General features: G+C 69.9%; 16 protein-coding genes. 11 read left to right on the top strand and 5 right to left on the bottom strand.

The genetic code is table 11. From position 1 onward, the window contains the following. Nucleotides 1–10: 10 nt before the first annotated feature. On the bottom strand, nt 11–1,810 hold the full coding sequence (locus tag ACIQF0_RS00285; RefSeq protein WP_401023143.1) for a LuxR C-terminal-related transcriptional regulator: 1,800 nt from the start codon (nt 1,808–1,810) through the stop codon (nt 11–13). Nucleotides 1,811–2,190: 380 nt separating this feature from the next. On the opposite strand from ACIQF0_RS00285, the gene ACIQF0_RS00280 reads away from it, so the two are divergent. Then, complete coding sequence (locus ACIQF0_RS00280) at nt 2,191–2,574, top strand: SsgA family sporulation/cell division regulator (protein WP_360046704.1); 384 nt, start codon at nt 2,191–2,193, stop codon at nt 2,572–2,574. On the opposite strand, the gene ACIQF0_RS00275 is transcribed toward ACIQF0_RS00280, so the two are convergent. Genes ACIQF0_RS00275 through ACIQF0_RS00265 form a run of 3 tightly spaced genes read right to left on the bottom strand, consistent with a single transcriptional unit; the run spans nt 2,527 to nt 7,796 of the window. Continuing rightward, on the bottom strand, nt 2,527–4,872 hold the full coding sequence (locus tag ACIQF0_RS00275; protein ID WP_401023142.1) for an ATP-binding protein: 2,346 nt from the start codon (nt 4,870–4,872) through the stop codon (nt 2,527–2,529). The genes ACIQF0_RS00280 and ACIQF0_RS00275 overlap by 48 nt on opposite strands. A 4-nt stretch (nt 4,873–4,876) precedes the next feature. Further along, a complete protein-coding gene (locus tag ACIQF0_RS00270; RefSeq protein WP_401023141.1) occupies nt 4,877–7,132 on the bottom strand; it encodes a helix-turn-helix domain-containing protein in 2,256 nt (751 codons plus the stop codon). Between the two features lie 10 nt (nt 7,133–7,142). After that, a complete protein-coding gene (locus tag ACIQF0_RS00265) occupies nt 7,143–7,796 on the bottom strand; it encodes a GntR family transcriptional regulator (protein WP_401023140.1) in 654 nt (217 codons plus the stop codon). Nucleotides 7,797–7,904: 108 nt separating this feature from the next. Here ACIQF0_RS00265 and ACIQF0_RS00260 point away from each other — a divergent pair, with 108 nt between their 5' ends. The 10 genes from ACIQF0_RS00260 (at nt 7,905) to ACIQF0_RS00215 (ending at nt 17,769) form a co-directional block, all read left to right on the top strand. Then, a complete protein-coding gene (locus ACIQF0_RS00260; protein ID WP_401023139.1) occupies nt 7,905–8,858 on the top strand; it encodes an asparaginase in 954 nt (317 codons plus the stop codon). 66 nt (nt 8,859–8,924) lie between these two features. Next, nucleotides 8,925–9,215 carry a hypothetical protein gene (locus ACIQF0_RS00255; RefSeq protein WP_401023138.1) on the top strand — a complete coding sequence of 97 codons (291 nt, stop codon included), beginning with the start codon at nt 8,925–8,927 and terminating at the stop codon, nt 9,213–9,215. 96 nt (nt 9,216–9,311) lie between these two features. Continuing rightward, nucleotides 9,312–9,734 (top strand): peptide-methionine (R)-S-oxide reductase MsrB, encoded by a 423-nt coding sequence (gene msrB, locus ACIQF0_RS00250; protein WP_360046698.1) that lies wholly within the window; start codon nt 9,312–9,314, stop codon nt 9,732–9,734. Between the two features lie 244 nt (nt 9,735–9,978). Further along, the gene (locus tag ACIQF0_RS00245) at nt 9,979–10,866 is read left to right on the top strand and encodes a TIGR04222 domain-containing membrane protein (protein WP_401023137.1); all 888 of its coding nucleotides are present in this window, start codon (nt 9,979–9,981) and stop codon (nt 10,864–10,866) included. An 89-nt stretch (nt 10,867–10,955) separates the two neighbouring features. After that, complete coding sequence (locus ACIQF0_RS00240) at nt 10,956–11,771, top strand: TIGR04222 domain-containing membrane protein (RefSeq protein ID WP_401023136.1); 816 nt, start codon at nt 10,956–10,958, stop codon at nt 11,769–11,771. 10 nt (nt 11,772–11,781) lie between these two features. Next, nucleotides 11,782–12,528 (top strand): TIGR04222 domain-containing membrane protein, encoded by a 747-nt coding sequence (locus ACIQF0_RS00235; RefSeq protein WP_401023135.1) that lies wholly within the window; start codon nt 11,782–11,784, stop codon nt 12,526–12,528. Next, nucleotides 12,528–13,325, top strand: a complete 798-nt coding sequence (locus tag ACIQF0_RS00230) for a TIGR04222 domain-containing membrane protein (protein ID WP_401023134.1) — start codon at nt 12,528–12,530, stop codon at nt 13,323–13,325. The genes ACIQF0_RS00235 and ACIQF0_RS00230 overlap by 1 nt, the downstream gene beginning before the upstream one ends. Beyond that, on the top strand, nt 13,325–14,143 hold the full coding sequence (locus ACIQF0_RS00225; RefSeq protein WP_401023133.1) for a DUF692 domain-containing protein: 819 nt from the start codon (nt 13,325–13,327) through the stop codon (nt 14,141–14,143). The genes ACIQF0_RS00230 and ACIQF0_RS00225 overlap by 1 nt, the downstream gene beginning before the upstream one ends. Beyond that, nucleotides 14,136–14,507, top strand: a complete 372-nt coding sequence (locus ACIQF0_RS00220) for a hypothetical protein (RefSeq protein WP_360046692.1) — start codon at nt 14,136–14,138, stop codon at nt 14,505–14,507. The genes ACIQF0_RS00225 and ACIQF0_RS00220 overlap by 8 nt, the downstream gene beginning before the upstream one ends. Before the next feature lie 172 nt (nt 14,508–14,679). Continuing rightward, nucleotides 14,680–17,769 carry a S8 family peptidase gene (locus tag ACIQF0_RS00215; RefSeq protein ID WP_401023132.1) on the top strand — a complete coding sequence of 1,030 codons (3,090 nt, stop codon included), beginning with the start codon at nt 14,680–14,682 and terminating at the stop codon, nt 17,767–17,769. Here the strand turns inward: ACIQF0_RS00215 and hemQ are convergent. Next, nucleotides 17,756–18,448, bottom strand: coding sequence for a hydrogen peroxide-dependent heme synthase (gene hemQ / locus ACIQF0_RS00210; protein WP_189160416.1), 693 nt, complete (start codon nt 18,446–18,448; stop codon nt 17,756–17,758). The two genes, ACIQF0_RS00215 and hemQ, sit on opposite strands and share 14 nt — an antisense overlap. Between the last annotated feature and the right edge of the window lie 3 nt (nt 18,449–18,451).

Raw genomic sequence — 18,451 nt, 5'->3', positions numbered from 1 at the left:
CCAAGTACATCTAGGCGGGGAAGACGGCGGAGAGCTGCACTCGCCTGCTGATCCCGACCTTGCGGTAGACGCGGGTCAGGTGCAGCTCGACCGCCCGTTGCGTGACGCCGAACCGCGCGGCGATCGCCCGATTCGTCTCGCCTTCCAGTGCCAGCAAGACGATTCGGGACTCGTGCGGCGTCAGCTTGTCCCACGCCGCCCCGCGCGCCGGCCGGTGCCGCGGTACCGCCAGCGCCGCCCGCGCCTGGTCCGCCAGCTCGGCGGCACCCGCCCGTTCGGCGTCGGCCAGGGCGGCCCGGGCGGCACCGAGAGCGAGATGCATGCGGGCACGTTCACGCAGCAGCAAGGCGCACGCCCAGGCCGGTGCCAACGCTCCGGTGTAACCGAGTCGCACCAACATCTCCAGCGCCTCACCCGGACGTCCAACGTCCACACAGGACGCCACGAACGCCGCCGCGCCCAACGCCACACAGCCGCGCAACGGCGACGCCTGGGCGAGTTCGCGCATCAACCGGGAGACTTCGGTGTGGTCGCCGTTGGCCCGGTGCGCCCACATCTCCAGCGCCGTCAGCCAGTCCCGTTCCGCGCCGACGAGCCGACCGCGCAGCTGTGGCGCGAGATCCAGCACCACCTGTTCGGAACCCCGTCGCAGCAACCCGAGTCCGGCCAGCGCGAGCGACGGAACCACGAACGGTCCGCTCTCCGGAAGATCCCGCAGCACCTGTTCGGGATCGTCCGGAACGACGGGGTCGCCGCCGGGCAGGTCCTCGTCGCACTGCCAGTCGAGCACCACCGCGTCGAACCAGTCCCCGGCGGCGGCCCGCTGCCGGACGAGTTCGCCGGCCCGAGGCGCGATCCCGCACCGCAGGTGAAGATCCGCCATCGCCGCGGCCACCTCCGCCGCGACCTCTCCGGTCAGCGGTTCGCGCAGCGCCGCGCGCAGACACCTCGCCGCCTGCTCCGGCCGTCCCGCCGCCCGATGCAGTCGCGCCGCGCCGTGCAGCACCGGCGCCGTCCACCCCGCGCCGACGGGTTCCGCGCACGCCACGACGTGCTCGGCGACGGCGGCCGGTGAATCGCACCTCCGATGCAGGACCTGAGCGGCCGCGCGGTGCAGGCGTTCGCGCTCCTCGGGCACCATCTCGTGCCGGAACGCGTGGCTCAGCGCAGGCGTCCGGACGCGCATCGGCTCGTCGACGGCCAAGCGCGCGTCGACAAGCCGTTCGAACGCGGCGAGCGTGCGGAACGACCCCATTCCGGCCACCTCGCACAGCACGTCCAGCGACGCGCTCCCGAGCACCGCAAGCGCTCGCGCGACCGCCACCGCGTCGGCGTCCAGCGCCTGCCGGCTCCGGCGCACGGCCCGCAACAGCCGCGGCACTCGCAAAACAGGGAACATCACGCGCAACGAAGAGACGGTAACGTCCGTTACAACCTCTAACACGTCGCTCAGCACCCCAGGCGCGCCACCGCTGTACTCCAGGCACGACGCGGCCAGCTCCGGCGAGACCTCGACGTCGAACCGCCGCCGGATCAGCTCTGCCACGGCCTCCGCGCCGATCGGCCGCAACGGCACCCGCACGGCGTCGAAAACCTCCAAATCGTCCGGATCGCAGTCGCCCGCGAGCAGCACCGCGCCCCGGAATCGCGCCAGCCGATCGACCTCTTCCTCGCTGAGCCGGTCGACGTCGTCCACCACCAGCACCGTCTGGCTGTCGACCCCGCTCAACGCCCGCAAACCGCGAACCGGCCGCAACCCGCTGCGCAACGCGATTGAAGACGCAACGGACAACAATGCACTTTTGCCCATACCAGTTGCACCATGCACAACGCACGATCGAGCGCCACCGCTCAGCACGTCCGTCAACAGGGCGATCTCCCGTTCACGGCCCACGAGCAGGCCACCGGCCCTGCGCACGGCGGTACCGACGAGACCGTCGAGGCCGGGGCGAAGTGGGGCAACCATGTCAGCCAGCAAATCGCGAGCGACCCCGGCAGGACCATGCAGAAGGACCGGCAGAAGTTCCGCAGGTCTGCCCCTTCGCACAGCATCGCGCCCGACGCGCCGGCAGGAGAACGCGAAAACCATTCGACCAATCAATTGGTAATGGCAACAGGACACGATGAACCAATTCGGTGCCCATTACGTGATGTCTTAAGTACCCATGGCGAACACTTCAGGGAGTCCCGATGCGGGTCGCGTCACGCACCGTCTTCGACTTCGTCCGGCCGAACGGTTCCACCGCGCCGGTCGAGACCGAGCTGCTCTACCGGTCGGAAGACCCCTTCGCGGTCACGATGAAGTTCCGCTCCGGCGGCTCCGTCGCCACCTGGGTCATGGGCAGGGACCTGCTCGCCGAGGGCATGAGCATGAGAGCGGGCGACGGCGACGTGCGGTTGCGGCCGCACTCGAGCCGCGTGCTGGTGCTGGAGCTGGTCTCGGACCGGCACATGACGGTGTTCCGGGTGCCCGCGAGCACGCTGCGGAAGTTCCTCGACGCCACCTGGCGGCTCGTTCCGGCCGGCTCAGAGCGGTTCGACGCCGACGCGTTCCTGAGCACCGTCCTGCGCTGACCGGATTCCGAGCGCGTCCGCCACGTCGTGCTGCAGCCTGGTCATGCCGGGCGACTCGTAGCCCTCGCACTCGGCCAGCGCGCGCACCCGGTGCCCGATCGCCGCGTCGCGGTCGTCCATGCGGTCGCAGAGCCCGGCGAGTTCCATCAGCACCGACACCCTGACCTCCGGGTCGGACAGCGACTCCACCGCCCCGGACAGTTGGTCCCGCGCCTCGGCGAGCCGTCCGGACGCGGCGAACGCGTGACTGCGGGTGTGCCGGGCCATCGACAGCAGGTTCGCCGCTCCCCGCCCGGTCAGTTCCTCGGCCAGCGCCACCACCTCGAGCGCCTCCGCGTGATCGCCCGCCGCGACCAGCGCGTCCGCCAGCCGCAGGAGCAGCTGGGCGGCGTTCTCCAGGGCCACGCCGCTCTGATCACCTCGCAGCGCGCGTTCCTCCTCGACGCACGCACGGTGCGTTTCGACGGCCTCGGCGAAGCGACCCAGCCGTTGCAGCAGAACACCGGAGTACGACAGCGCGAGCACCACGTTCATCGGCTGGCCGGTCTGCCGGAACAACTCCGCGGCACGCCGGGCGTGCGTCACGCCGGCCTCGTGGTCGCCGAGCCGGGTCTCGACGGCCGACCGGTAGTAGTGCGCCCAGGCCGTCTCCTGCACCGAGCCGCACTCCCGCGCGACCCGCAACGCCTCCTCGTGCCACCGCAGGGCGAGCGGGATGTGCGTGTGGCGGGCGACGTAGACCCAGCAGACGAAGTTGAGCTGCTGGGCCTGCCGCTCCCGCTCACCCAGTTCACCCGCCGCGGCGACGCCCGCCGTGTAGATCTCCAGCCACAGCTCGCCCGTGCCGCGGTGGTCGGAGTACCAGTGCATCGACCTCGCCAGCGCCAGCACCTGCTCGTGGGCGCCGTCGGCCACGGCCTCCCGGAACGCGCCCCGCCAGTTCGCCAGTTCGTCGGACAACCAGCGGCCCGCGCTGACCAGGTCCGGCGCGCCCTGGTCGGGCAGGAACGCCGACGCGGAGCGGGTCGCGGTGGCCAGCAGCCAGTCGCGCGTGCGCAGGCGGTGCGTCTCCACGTCGGTTTCGTCGCTGTGCAGGCGTTCGCGCGCGTAGTCGCGGATCAGGTCGTGGAACGAGTACCGGCCGGGAACGTCCGGCCGGAGCAGGCTCGCGTCGACCAGTTCCTCCAGCACCGTCTCGGCGTCGTCGATCCCGGCTGCCACCGCGGCGAGCGCGACGGACGTGTCCGGCCCGGGGATCAGCGCGAGCCTGCGGAACAGCGTCGCGGTCTCGGGCGCGAGCAGGCGGTAGGACAGCTCGAACGCCGTGCGGACCTGGACGTCACCGGTCGCGAGCACGTCCAGGCGTGCGCGTTCATCGGAGAGCTGCTCGGCGAGGTGCCGCAACGACGACGTGGTGCGGCCCGCGATGGCGAGCGCCAGCGGAACGCCGCCGCACAGCGTCGCGACCCGGTCCGCCGACTCGGGATCGGCGGCGATCCGCTCGGCACCGGCGGTCGCGGCGAGCAACGCGACGGCACCGTCGTGCCGCAACGGACCGAGATCCACGCGCGAGCGGGTGTTCAGGCCCGCCAGGACGTTGCGGCTGGTCACGACCACGAGCGAGCCGGGGCTGGCGGCGAGCAACGGCCGGACCTGGGCCTCGTTCGCGGCGTTGTCGAGCACGAGCAGCACGGTCCGTTCGCGCAGCATCGACCGGTAGAGGCGGAGACCGTCGCCGGGATCGGACGGCATCTTGGCGTCCGGCACGCCGAACGCCCGCAGCAGCCGCGCGATCGCCCGTTCCGCCGACAACGGGGACGTGTCCATGCCGCGCAGGTCGAGGTGCAGGCAGCCGTCGGTGAACCGGCCGGCGAACCGGTGCGCCGCGTCGACCGCGAGAGAGGTCTTCCCCACGCCCGGAGGTCCGTGCACGACAACGACGTCCAGCACGGACGACGCGGCTGCACGGCAGATGCACTCCGCCAGCAGCTGCTGCTCTGCTTCACGGCCGATGAGTGGTTCCGCTTGAGGTGGCGCGCAGTCCGTGCGTTCGGGACGTGGTCGCGCGGCTTCCGACGACCGTGCGAGCGCCACGAACTCCTGAGCCTCGGCGCCGTCCAGGCCGAGCCCGGCCACCAGCAGGTCGACGGTCTGGGCCTGCGGGGTGTGCACGCGGCCGCGTTCGAGATCGCTCAGCGTGCGGACGCCCAGGCCGGCGCGCGCGGCGAGGTTCTCCTGGGTGAGGCCCGCCCTGCGCCGGTAGAACCGCAGGAACTCGCTGAAGGTGGTCGCCCGCATGCCCTCACCCCCTGGCCAAGCACTCCCGCACCTCGGCGGCGATCTCGCGCGTCGCGTCGGTGTCCCACCGTTCGCACGCCGTGAGCGAGTCTCGCAGATGATGTTCGTACGCGCTGTGGTCGCCTCGTGACTCGGCGTTGCCGGCGAGTTCTCGCAGGATCTCGATCTCCCCGAGTCCGTCGCCGATCGCGCGGAACCCGGCGAGCGCCTGGCCGAGGTCCTCGTCGGACTCGGTGAGCCGACCGGCCGCGCGGTGGGCAAGGGCGCGGTGCCACAACGTCGTTGCGAGCCAGGACGCCATCTGTGCGCGCCGGTAGACGTCCTCGGCCTCGGTCAACGCCGCAACGGCGTCATCGGGCCTGTCGACGTCAATCAGGGCGAGGCCGAGCCATCCGAGCGTGCGGCCCAGTGCGGAGAGTTCGTAGATGGTGCTGGCGTAGGCGCGTTGTTCCTTCGCCACTTCTTCGTGCGCGGTCACGGCGGCGATGGGCCGGTTCATCAACCGCCACAGCACGCCTAGAACGGACCGTGCGTAGTGCTCGTCCATGGGCTCGTGCATCGAGTCGATCGCTTGGAGGCACACGCGTTCGGCCTCGTCGAAGTGGCCGAGCCCGCTGTGCGCGGCCGACGCGATCAGCCACACCCAGCCGAGGTGCCCGGTCTCCCCCGACTCCTCGGCGACGCGGGCCGCGCGGGTCAGCACCTCCAGCGCCGGACCCGACCGGCCGGCGACGTCGAACAGCGCCCAGCCGAGCTGGCCGCGCACGACGATCTCCTGCCACGGCTCGCGGGCGGAGGCGAGGGCGAGGCGGTAGACACGTTCCCAGACCAGCCCCGGTTCGATGGCCGCGTAGTGCGAGAGTGCGATCACCGCACGAGCCACGTCGTCGTGCAGATCCCTGGCCTGCGCCCGTTCGACGATCTCGGGCAGCAGGTCGCGGTGTTCGTCCAGCCAGCGCCTTCCCGTTGCCACGTCGGGGAAAGCCCTGCCTTGCGGACTCACCCGCCGCGCGTCGCCCGTCTGTCCGAAGAGGACTCCGGCGGCCACCGTGGTCTCCAGCAACGACGCGAGCATCCTGCGGTCGGCGTCGGCGTCGGTGGCGTCGATCAGGCCGTGGGCGAACGTCCGGACGAGGCCGTGGATCGCGTAGCCGTGGTCGTCGGGGTCGAGCAGGCTGACGTCGGTCAGCTCCTCCAGCGCCTGTTCGGCCTCCGCGACGGGGAGACCGGCCAGTTCGGCCGCGAGGGCCGGGGTCACGTGGGTGCCGACGAGCAGTCCGAGCCGCCGGAACACCAGCCGCGCGGTCTCGGGCAGGTGCGCCAGCGACACCTCGAACGCGCCGCGCACGTCGAGGTCGCCCGCGGTGAGCGCGGCCAGGCGGCGTTCCTCGATCTGCTCCACGAGATGGCCGAGGGGCCAGCGCGGGCGGCTGGCGAGCCGGTTGCCGGCGATCCTGAGTGCGAGCGGCGACATCCCGCACAGCCGGACGAGTGCCCGTGCGCTCTCGCGGTCGGCCTCGACGCGGTGCGCCCCGATGATCGACGCGAGCAACTCGACGGCGCACGGTTCGGTGAGCCCGCCGAGCCGGATCCAGGTGGCACCGGCCAGCCCGGCGAGCCTGCGCCGGGACGTGACGATCGTGAGGCAGCCCGGATCGGCTTGGAGCGTGCGGATCTCCTCCTCCGTGCGCGCACCGTCGAGCACGAGCAGAAGGCGCTTGCCCGCGAGCAACGACCGGTAGAGCCGCATCTGGCCGTTCACGTCCTCAGGAACGTGTTCGGCGGGTACGCCCAGGTCTTTGAGCAACCGTTGGAGTGGCTGTGCGGAGCTCTCCAGGTCGATGAGCAGCTGACCGTCCGGAAAGCGGCCCTCCAGCAGATGGGCGGCCCTCACCGCGAGGCTGGTCTTACCGGTTCCCGCGGCGCCGTGGACGACCACGAGCCCGTTGGGCTTCTCAGCGATGGCGTCGAGTTCGGCGTCCCTGCCGACGAGGTCCGCGACGTACATCGGCAGCGACCACACCGGGCCGGTCAGCGCGACCCGTCCGGTCCTGGCGAGGCGGCGCAGTTCGGCGCGGTCGGCTTCGTCGAGGTCCAGCCCGTCGAGCAGGGCCTCGGTCGTGCGGCGCTGCGGGGAACGGGCGCGGCCGCGTTCCATGTCGCTGATGGCGCGGACGCTGACACCGGACCGTTCGCTGAGCTCTTCCTGACTGAGCCCGGCGTTCTTGCGGTGCTGCACGAGCCGGGCGCCGAACGTCATACAACTGAAGTTAGTGGGTCAAACTCGTGAGCATCTGCGCACACACCCGAGAGAGGTGCCTGCGCATCACCGTCCCCGCCTTGGCCGCGTCACCGTCCGCGATCGCTCGCACGAGTTCGTCGTGGTCGTCCATCGACGCGTGCTGGTGCGGCGGGTCGTCCGCCAGCGCACTGCGGAGCAGCACCACGCGCTGTTGCACGAGCCGGACCTGTTCGGAGATGTACGGACTGCGAGCCGCGTCGAGCAACGTCTGGTGGAACGCGAGGTCCAGCCGGTACGGGAACGGCTGCCCGGCCTTGTAGTTGCGCCGGCTCTCCGCGCAGACCTCCTGCAGCCGCACAAGATCCACATCGGTCCGCCGCGACGCCGCCAGTTCCGCCGCCGCGCACTCCAGCGCGGTCCGCAGCTCGAACAACGCCCTGACGTCGTCGGGACTCGCGTCGGGCACGAACGCGCCCCGGTGCGGGACCAGCGTCAGCAACCCTTCGGAGGCCAGGTGCCGGATCGCCTCGCGCAACGGGCCGCGGCTGATGCCGAGCTTGTGCGCCACCTCGACCTCGTTGACCCGCGAGCCTGGAGGGATCTCCCCGGTGAGCACCTGCTCTCGCAGCACGTCCACGGCCTGCCCGGCCAGACTGAGGTGCAAGGGCGTCGGGGGTGTCACCTTCGTCTCCTGATCTGGACGGCACCGGCCGTCCTCCCGCTAAACTAGCGAACATGTCAACTGTCGACAGTTGGCAGTTTCTCGGAACCTGAGTGCGGGAGGGGCGACATGGGACACGAAGTGGTGGCTGAGGTCTGGCGGGGCGACTTCCTGGAGTCCGTGCACCACGGCACCGTCGTCGCGACCGATCCGTCCGGTTCCCCGGTGCTGTCGGTCGGCCGCCCCGGCGACGTCGCGTTCCCGCGCTCGTCGAACAAGCCGCTGCAGGCCCTCGCGATGCTCCGCGCCGGCCTCGACCTCGACGGCGAACTGCTCGCCCTGGCCTGCGCCTCCCACTCGGGCGAGGACTTCCACGTCGACGGCGCCCTGCGGATCCTGGCCTCGGCCGGCCTGACCGAGGACGCGCTGCAGTGCACCCCGGACCTGCCGCTCGGTGAGCAGGCCCGCGCCCAGCACCTCGCGCAGGGCCTCGCCGCCGCCCCGAAGTACATGAACTGCTCCGGCAAGCACGCCGCCATGCTCGCCACGTGCGTCGCCAACGGCTGGCCGACGGACAACTACCTGGACCCGACGCACCCGCTGCAGGTCGCGACCCGCCGGACCATCGAGGACGTGGCCGGCGAGCCCGTCGCCCAGGTCGGCGTGGACGGCTGCGGCGCCCCGATCTTCGCCATCAGCCTCACCGGCCTCGCCCGCGCGTTCGGCCGCCTCGCCGCCGCTGCCCCCGGCACCCTCGAACACCGCGTCGCCACCGCCATGAACACCTACCCCCAGTGGGTCGGCGGCACCGGTCGCGACGTCACCGTGCTCATGGGCGCCCTGCCCGGCGTCATCGCCAAGGACGGCGCCGAGGGCGTCTACGCGGTCGGCCTGCCCACCGGCGAGGGCGTGGCGCTGAAGATCGCCGACGGGTCGTCGCGCGCCCGTGCGGTCGTCATCGTCGCGGTGCTCAAGCGGCTCGGCGTGGACGTGAGCGAGGTCGAGGACCTCGCCACCGTGCCGGTTCTCGGACACGGCCGCGCGGTCGGCGCCGTCAAGCCGTCGCTCGCGCTCGCGAGTTGACCGTCACTTCGGCGGTGAACGCCCGGCACACCGGAATCCCCTCCCCCAGCCACTAAGCTGGGAGTTATGGGCGATTCGAAGGACGAGAACGAGAAGTTCCAGGAGGAACTGATCGGCCTCGACCCACACGATCCCGAGACGAAGGCGTTCGCCGACCATCTCGACAAGATGAAGCGGCAACGCCCCGGCTTCACCGTCGAGGGCTACCTGGACGGCGTGCAGGACTTCGCCGACTCGGCGAACCGCACGACCGGGCACCAGCGGCTCGTCGCCGTCACCGTGGTGGGACTCATCCTGCTGGGCGTGCTGCTCACGATCTGGTTCGCGCTGGGCGACATCCTCGCCATCATCTTCTGATTCCAAACGAGAACAAGTCCTTAACGGGGCCTTACGGCGCCGCGGGCCACACCCCCGCCGGGAAGCCCTGAGGGCGCTCCGGAGTTATAAAGAGTCATGGAACCTGTTGTCGGCACCACCCCCAAGGTCGTGCGTTCCGAAGAGGAATGGCGCGCCCAGCTCAACCCCGCCGAGTTCGCGGTGCTGCGCCAGGCCGGCACCGAGCGTCCCTGGACCGGCGAGTACACCGAGACCAAGACCGAGGGCCTCTACGAGTGCCGTGCGTGCGGGGCCGAACTGTTCCGCAGCGACACCAAGTTCGACTCGCACTGCGGCTGGCCGTCGTTCTTCTCGCCGCTGGCCGGAGACGCGGTCATCCTGCGGGAGGACCGCGCGCTCGGCATGAAGCGCGTCGAGGTGCTCTGCGCCACGTGCCACAGCCACCTCGGGCATGTTTTCGAGGGTGAGGGGTATCCCACCCCCACGGACCAGCGCTACTGCATCAACTCCGTCTCCTTGAAACTCGTTCCGTCCGAATAGGAGACTGAGCCTCAGTCCGGTCACCAAGGATCCGGACAGACCTGGGAGGCACCATGATCTTCCGCATCGTCCTGCGTGGCACCGACGGCGAAGGCTCCAGTGGAGTCGATGGCGGCTCGTCGAGCTAGTCACACCGCAAGAACCGGCAACCCTAAGGCTTCGTCAACAAGCCTTGTGAGGCTGTGGCGCGGACCACACCATTGACGCACCGAAGCACTTTCGGGGCAGTCAGGGGGTGGGTCGCATGCAGAGGCCTTGGGGATTGTCCGGACCGGAGTTCCTTCAGCTGTACTGGATCGGGCTGGCACTGGCTGTGCTGGTCGCGATCGTCGTTCGGGTACGCGTGCGGGCGGGTCACAGCACCCAGCCCGTGCGCTCCCTGGACATGGACGAGCTCGCCTATCTTGCGGGCGGTCCAAGGCGTGTGGTCGAGACGGCCATCGCGCGACTGCTCACCGCGGGTGAGCTCAGGACTTCACGGCGTGGCACCGTTCAGGTCACGACCACCACCAAGTCGCTCAACCAGGTGGACCGCGCCGTCATCACCGACAGCCAGCGCTACACCAACCGCACCGTCAACCTGATGATCCCGGCCGTCGCCAAGGACGGCGTGGTCACGGCGATCGGGCAGCGCCTGCAGGACATGGGCCTGGTCGTCGACCCTGCCGTCGCGAAAAGCGCTCTGCGCAAGGGATCCATCGCGTTGTGGGTGCTGCTCGCGATCGGGATCGCCCGCTGGGTCAACGGCCTCGCGATCGGCGCGAACATCGGCTGGCTCACGCTGCAGCTCGTCATCACGGGCCTGCTGATCCTGCTCCTCACGCGGCGCGGTAAGCACGTCCGCACCAGCAAGGGCAACCGCGTGCTCGACGGCGCTCGCACCACGAGCACCAGGGCGGCGGGAAGCGTGGACGAGGTGATGTACGCGGGCGCGGCCGGCGCGGTTCTCTTCGGCGGCCTCGTCGTCTACCCGGATCTGGCGGTGCGCACCTCGTTGCTCGCCTCCTCCGGCTCCGGCAGCTACAGCAGTGGCAGCTACAGCTCGTGTTCATCCAGTTCTTCTTCGTGTTCAAGCGGAAGCAGCTGTGGTGGAGGCGGCGGCTGTGGCGGCGGGTGCGGTGGCGGCAGCTGATCCGATGTTCGGTTCTTTTCAGGTAACACCAGGAACCCAGGGGTAGATCTCACGTCGAAGATGCACTGACACCAGTGAGGGGAGTGCTGATGTCCAAATCTTCGACACCGCACCAGACCACGTGGTCCGCGGAGGAGATCGGGTTCCTGTCAGGGGGACCGGGCAGAGCGGCCGAGGCCGTTCTCGCCCGGCTGCTGGACGGCGGTCTCGTGCGAATCTCCCGCGAGGGGCTCGTGACCGCCGTCCACCAGAACGGGTACGGGGCCCAAACCGCTCTCGAGGCGTACGTCCTCGCCGGGCTCCGGGGCACCGCCCGCCCGATCAACCAGGTCGTGCAGGTCACGAGAGCCAGCCACGAGATGGGCGCGCTGCACGAGAGCCTCGTCGCCCGCGGGGTGGTGCACCGCCAGTTCGGCAAACCCCGCGGCGGCAAGATCGCGTTGCGGGTGATCCTCTTCATGCTGGCGTTCGTCTCGGTGTTCGTCGCCTTCGCGATCGACACGAGACTGTTCCTGCTGACGGCGCTGCTGGTGTTCCTCGCGATCCTGCTGCGCAACCCGGGCAGGCTCACGAGGAACGGCAAGACCGTGTGGATGTACGCGCTGAGGAACCCGCGCAGCAGTGCGGACTCGGTGGCGTTGTTCGGTCTGCGCCGCGGCAAGCAGCGTTCGGCGACGTCCACTTCGTACATCGCCGCGAGCAGTTGCAGCTCGTACGACTGGGATCACCACAACTGCGGCGGCACGTCGAGCTGCGGTGGCAGCACTTGTTCGACCGGCGGCTGCAACAGTTCCAGCGGCTGCGGCAGTTCTAGTAGCAGCTGCTCGAGCAGTAGCAGCAGTTGTAGCAGCAGCAGCTCGAGTTGCAGCAGCAGTAGCAGTAGTTGCAGCAGCTCCAGCAGTTGAGGGGGAACCAATGACGAAATCGGCAGACACGCAGGGGGCGTTGCTGTCCGCGGAGGAGGCCGGTTTTCTGACGGCCGGTCCCGGACGGGCCGCGGAGACCGTGCTGGCCGGGCTGCTCGACCGAGGCCTGCTGCGGGTGTCCCGCGACGGAATGGTCTCCGTCGTGCATCAGGACGACCAGGGCACCACCACGCCGGTCGAAGCGCGGATGCTGAGCTTCGCACGCACGCCCATCCAGTTCGACGCGATCGTCCTCGCGACCAGGAACTGCACGGAGGTGGCGCAGCTGTACCGGCAGCTGCTCAGCCGCCAGCTCATGCAGGTGCCTCACCGCCGGTACGACGGCAGGTGGTTCTCCCTCGCCGTCGCGGGTGTGTCGGTGGTGCTGGCGTTCGTCTCACCGGTGTTCCTCGTCGCCACCGCGATCGCACTGGGCTTCTTCGTCTGGCAGTACGGCGGCGGCCCGATCACCCAGGCGGGCAGGGAAGCCCTGAGCCGGGTGAAGGCGAGCGACCGGGTGCACGTGGTGGCGCTGCACGGGTTCGACGGCAAGGTCGGCGGAAAGGACGTCGGGGCGCTGTTCGACTTCCCGCGTCGTGTCGTGGGGATCGTCCCGCGCAGGCCCGCCAAGGCGCGGCGGAGGTCCATCTGGAACGGTGGCGGGTGCGGCTCGTCGTCGAGCTGCGGCAGTTCCGGTTGCGGCAGTTCCAGTTGTGGCGGCGGTAGCAGCTGCGGCGGTGGCGGAGGAGGAGACTGATGGCGGCGACAACGGCGGCCACGGGCACGCGAGTGCCCCCGGAGCAGATCGGCTACCTGACGGAGGGCCCCGGCAGGGCCGCGGAGACAGCGCTGGCCAGGCTGCTCGACGCCGGCCTGGTGCGGGTGTCGCGCGACGGGATCGTGTCCGCCGTGCACCAGACCGATCTGGGCGCCACGACCGCGGTCGAGACGCTCATCCTCATCGGCCTGCGCAAGCCGGTCCGGTTCGACGCGGTCGTGCGGAACGCCGCGAAAAGCGCGGAAATGCGGTCGTTGCACCAGCAGTTGCGTACGCGGAGGCTGACCCGCGATCCCCGTCCGCGGCTCGCGGCGTGGTGGGTCTTCCTCGCGTTCGGCGTCGTCCTGAGCCTGGCCGCCCTCCTCGAGCCGTGGACGCTCCTCGGCGCGGTGATGTTCCTGGGGGCCGCATGGTGGACATATGGCGCGAAACCGCTCACCAGGTCGGGCCGGGCTGCGTTGAAGGACGTGACCGCGAGCGACCGGGTTCTCGCTGTGGCGTTGGAAGGCTTCCGCGGCAGGATCGAGAACCGAAGCGTCGGCGAACTCTTCGGGCTGCCGCAGAGCGTCGTCAAGATGCTGCCGCGCAAGAGGAAGAAGAAGGCCGGCCGGCGTGGCGGTGGAGCTGCCTCGAGCGCGGCGGGATGCGGCAGCAGCGGCTGCGGCGCCAGCAGTTGCGGCTCCAGCAGTTGTGGTAGCAGTAGCAGTTGTTCGTCGGGCAGCAGCAGCTGCGGTGGCGGTAGCAGCTGCGGTGGTGGCGGCGGAGGAGGCGACTGATGGCGGGGATCAAGGACCTGGGTGTCGGCATCGGCTGGCGCTCGGAGATCGACCTGACGGTGGAACGGTTGCCCGGCGTGGACTTCGTCGAGGTCGTCGCCGAGAACCTCCACATCGGACACCTGCCGGAGTCGGTGACGCTGCTGCTGGAACGCGGCGTCCCGGTGCTCCCCCACGCCGTGTCGCTGTCGCTGGGCGGCGCGGACCCGGTCGACCTGCACCGGGTCGAGCACCTGGGCGCGGTCGCCGAGGCGGTCGGCGCGCCGATGGTGAGCGATCACGTGTGCTTCGTGCGGGCGGGCGGGCTCGACTCCGGGCACCTGATGCCGGTGCCACGCACCAAGGACGCGCTCGACGTGCTCGTCGCGAACGTCAAGCTGGCGCAGCGGAACCTGCCGGTGCCGCTCGCGCTGGAGAACGTCGCCGCGTTGCTGGAGTGGCCGGACGGCGAGCTGTCCGAGGGCCAGTTCCTCGCCGAACTCGTCGAGCGCACGGACTGCTGGCTGCTCGTGGACGTCGCGAACCTCTACGCGAACGCCCGCAACATCGGCACGGACCCGGAGCGGTTCCTGGACGAGATCCCGCTGGAGCGGCTGGCCTACGTGCACGTGGCCGGCGGCGAGCAGCACGGCGACATCTACCACGACACGCACGCGCACGCGGTTCTGCCGGAAGTCCTGGAAGTGCTGGACGAACTGTGCTCGCGCGTCGCCCCTCCCGGCGTTCTGCTGGAACGCGACGACAACTATCCGTCCGACACCGAAATCGCGAGCGAACTGGCCGCGATCCGCGCCGTCGTGGACAAACATCGTGGCTGAAATCGTGAACGAGAATGAAGTTTCGGCGGCACGCGAAAGGCTTGCCAGCCGGCAGGCGGAGCTGCTAAACGCATTGCTCGGGAACGGACCCGCACCGGCGGGATTCGACGAACAACGACTGGCTGTCGAACGCCGCGCGTTGTTGTCGAAACGGCGCGGCATCGTGCGGATGCTGGGGCCCGCCGTCGCCGACGAGCTCGGCGACCGGTTCCGGCCGCTCTTCGACGCCTACGCCGTCGAACACCCACGTCGTGCGGGGTCACGCGCGCGCGAGGATGCCGCATCGTTCGCGGAATGGTGCCGTGCTTCCGGAGAACTGTCAGCAAAACGCAAGGCTCGCTGGAAGTTCTGGCAGTCGAACTGACGGGCGAACGATTCGACGGCCAGAATCCCCCGTTCGGCCCTGTGTTACCGGGTTGTGACCTCGATACGTTCGAAAGGTCGGGGGACCTTTTACGCATTTCGCTTTACCGCGGAAGGCCTTCCGGCCTGCGCGGACCACAGCGCGCAGAAATTCGAACCACGAGGGGATTCGAATGCGCGGAAAATCCAAAGTGCTGGGCGCCGTCACGGCGCTCGCCCTGACCGTGGCACCGGCCGCCACAGCCGCGGCCGCTCCACCAGCGGGCAACGCCCCGCAGAAGACCGGTGACGAGGTCACCCTCGTCACCGGTGACAAGGTCCTGCTGGGACACGACAGGCAGGTCGTCGCGATCCAGCCCGGCGAGGGCCGCAAGAACATGATCTTCAAGACCCTTCGCACCGCGAACGGTCACACCCTGGTGGTCCCGAAGGACGCCTTCGAGCCCCTGGCGGCGGGCCGGCTCGACCGGAGACTCTTCGACGTCACCACGTTGCTGGAGTTCGGCTACCGCGACCGCATGCCGTTGATCGTGGACGGCCGCGCCAGGGCCGGCGCGAGATCCTCGAACGACTGGGCGGCGCTCAAGTCGGAGACCGCGACCGGCGACAAGGTCTGGCTCGACGGCATCCGCAAGCCGAGCCTCGACCGCAGCGTCGCCCAGATCGGCGCGCCGGCCGCCCACCAGAAGGGCATCACCGGCAAGGGGATCAAGGTCGCGATCGTCGACACGGGCGTCGACGAGAAGCACCCCGACCTCGCGGGTCAGCAGATCGCGGAGAAGAACTTCACGACCGACCCGGACAACACCGACAACGTCGGCCACGGCACGCACGTCGGCTCGACCGTGGCGAGCCACGACTCGAAGTACGGCGGCGTCGCACCGGGTGCGCAGCTGATCGACGCGAAGGTCTGCGTCGAGTTCGGCTGCCAGGAGTCCTGGATCCTCGACGGCATGCGCTGGGCGGCGGAGCAGGGCGCCCAGGTCGTCAACATGAGCCTCGGCGGCGGTGACACCCCCGAGGTCGACCCGCTGGAGCAGGCCGTCAACGACCTGACGGCCCAGTACGGCACGTTGTTCGTCATCGCGGCGGGCAACTCGGGTTCGCCGGGTTCGGTGAGCTCGCCCAGCACGGCGGAGGCCGCGCTGTCGGTCGGTGCCGTCGACCGCGAGGACAAGCTCGCCCCGTTCTCCAGCAAAGGCCCTCGCGTGGGAGACAGCGGGCTCAAGCCCGAGGTGACCGCACCGGGCGTCGACATCGTCGCCGCCAAGGCCGGCACCAGTGACCACGTCGCGTTCAGCGGCACGTCGATGGCGACTCCGCACGTCGCGGGTGCCGCGGCTCTGCTGCGCCAGCAACACCCGGAGTGGACGCCCGCGCAGCTCAAGTCGGTGCTCGCGACCACGGCCAAGCCCACCGCGGGCCTCAGCGCGTTCGACCAGGGCGCCGGGCGCATCGACGTGGCCAAGGCGATCGGCCAGGTGCTGACCGGTGACGTGTCGGTCAACCTCGGCCTGCACGAGTGGCCGCACGGCGACGACAAGCCGGTGACCAAGCCGATCACCTACGCCAACCCGACGGACGCGGCGATCACGCTCGACCTCACGTTCAAGGGCAGCGCCCCGGCGGGCATGTTCACGCTGAGCGCCTCGAAGGTGACCGTGCCGGCCAAGGGCACCGCATCGGTCAACCTCACCGGTGACACCCGCGTCGGCACCAAGGACGCCACGTACTCGGGCGAGGTCGTGGCCACGTCCGGCACGCACACGGTCCGCACGCTCGTCGGCGTCGACCGCGAGGTGGAGAGCTACACCCTCACGATCGACATGATCGGCCGGGACGGACAGGACCCGGCGGACTCGTTCACGTTCCTCGTCGGCCTGGACAACGACACGTTCAAGCCGCTCTTCGGCGCGGGAGACCAGAAGGTCCGCCTGCCCAAGGGCACCTACTACCTCGACACGACGCTGGGGAACGGCCCTCGGGGCATGGACATCGTCTTCCAGCCCAACGTGCAGCTGACCGGCGACCTGACGATCAAGCAGGACGCCCGCCTGGCCCAGCCGGTGTCGGTGACGGCGCCGGAACCGGTCGGCGACTTCACGCTCGGGGTGATCGCCGTGAAACGCTCGGTGGGCGGCGAACCGCGCATGCAGTCCACGTTGGTCATGTTCGGCGGCTTCGAGGGCGTCGCGGTTGGCCAGGCCGGCGACCCGCTCCCGCCGGCGGACCTGTCATCGCTCGCGATGCTGCAGGCGAACTCCGCGGCCGATCCGCACGCGTTCTACCGGCTCGCCTACCCGGTCGCCGGCGGCCTTCCCGTCGGTCTGACCAAGGCGCCCGCCAAGAAGGACCTGGCCAGGGTCGAGTCCACGATCGGTGGCCAGAAGCCGGACAGCACGGCGTCGAAGGGCGAGCTTCCGTTGTCGGCGCAGGGTTTGAGCGGCGGCACCGCGCTCTACCCGGTGGCCGTCGGCGCGACGGCGGTCGACTACGTGACGACCGAGGGCCTGCGCTGGCAGTCCGCGATCATGACGCAGCACGCCAACGGCGCGCAGGAACGCGTCACGTCCGGGCTCCGCAAGTACCAGGCGGGCAAGACCTACCGGGAACGTGAGATCCGGCCGGTGTTCTCACCGGGCCTGCCCGAGTCGGAGTACGGGTTCGTCGAGCGGTACGGCTCGCAGTTCTACGTCAGCGTCCCGCTCGTCAGCGACGCCAGTCACGGCGACGGAAGGTCCACTGTGGACAGCGCAAGGACCGCGTTGTACCGCAACGGTGTGCTGATCGGCGAGACGACCACGCCTGGTGGCTCGTTCCAGAACGTGCCGCTGGCACAGGGCGACTTCCGCGCCGAGATGAGCCTCGACCGGAGCTCGCAGTTCGAGTTCAGCACCAGGGTGTCCGCCGCGTGGACCTTCAAGTCCAAGGGCACCGAGGGCAAGATCGACGCGCCGCCGTTGTCGGTGGTGCGCTTCGAACCGAAGCTCGACGACAACGGTGCGGTGCCCGCGGGCACGTTGCAGCGCATCGGTTTGCTCACGCAGACGCAGGGTGACGCGGGCAAGGTGCGCATCACCGGGGTCGAGTACTCGCACGACGACGGCAAGTCCTGGCGCCGTGCGGGCGTGGTCGGCAACAGCGCGTTGGTCTACAACCCGACGAACGCGCAGTGGACTTCGTTGAAGGCCACTGCGACGGACGCCAGGGGTGGAACCGTTGAGCTGACGGTGATCCGGGCTTATCGGGTCACGGCAGGTTAAGGACGAGTTCGGCCGCCGGGACGCGGGTGCCCGTGTAGAAGGGGATTTCCTCTCGCACGTGCAGCCGCGCCTCGGTGCCGCGCAGGTGCCGCATGAGGTCGACGATGCGGTGCAGCTCGTCGGCCTCGAACGCGAGCAGCCACTCGTAGTCGCCGAGAGCGAACGACGCGACGGTGTTCGCGCGCACGTCCGGGTAGTCGCGGGCTTCCTTGCCGTGGTCCGCCAGCATCTTGCGGCGGTCGCCCTCGTCCAGCAGGTACCACTCGTAGGACCGCACGAACGGGTAGACGCAGATGTACTTGCGCGCCTCTTCACCCGCGAGGAACGCGGGGATGTGGCTGCGGTTGAACTCCGCCGGGCGGTGCAGGGCGACCTGCGACCAGACCGGCGTGGAGACCTTGCCGAGCGGGGTGCGGCGGAAGCCGGTGTAGGCGGCCTGCACCTGCTCGATCTCTTCGGCGTGCCACCAGATCATGAAGTCCGCGTCGGCGCGCAGACCGGCCACGTCGTAGACGCCGCGCACGACGACGCCCTTGCCCTCCAACGCGTCCAGGTAGTTCTGGGTCTCGCTGGCAGCAGCCGAACGGTCGTCCGGAAGCTTGCCGGGTTCGACCCGGAACACCGACCACATCGTGTAGCGGATGGTGTCGTTGAGCTCGTTGTAGTTCAGGCGCGCCATAGG

Origin of the sequence: Lentzea sp. NPDC092896 (assembly GCF_044754905.1) — a bacterium.
In the GTDB taxonomy this organism is placed as follows: Bacteria; Actinomycetota; Actinomycetes; order Mycobacteriales; family Pseudonocardiaceae; genus Lentzea.
Note: the sequence above shows the minus strand (reverse complement) of the source record. Positions and strands in the feature narration are given on the sequence as shown.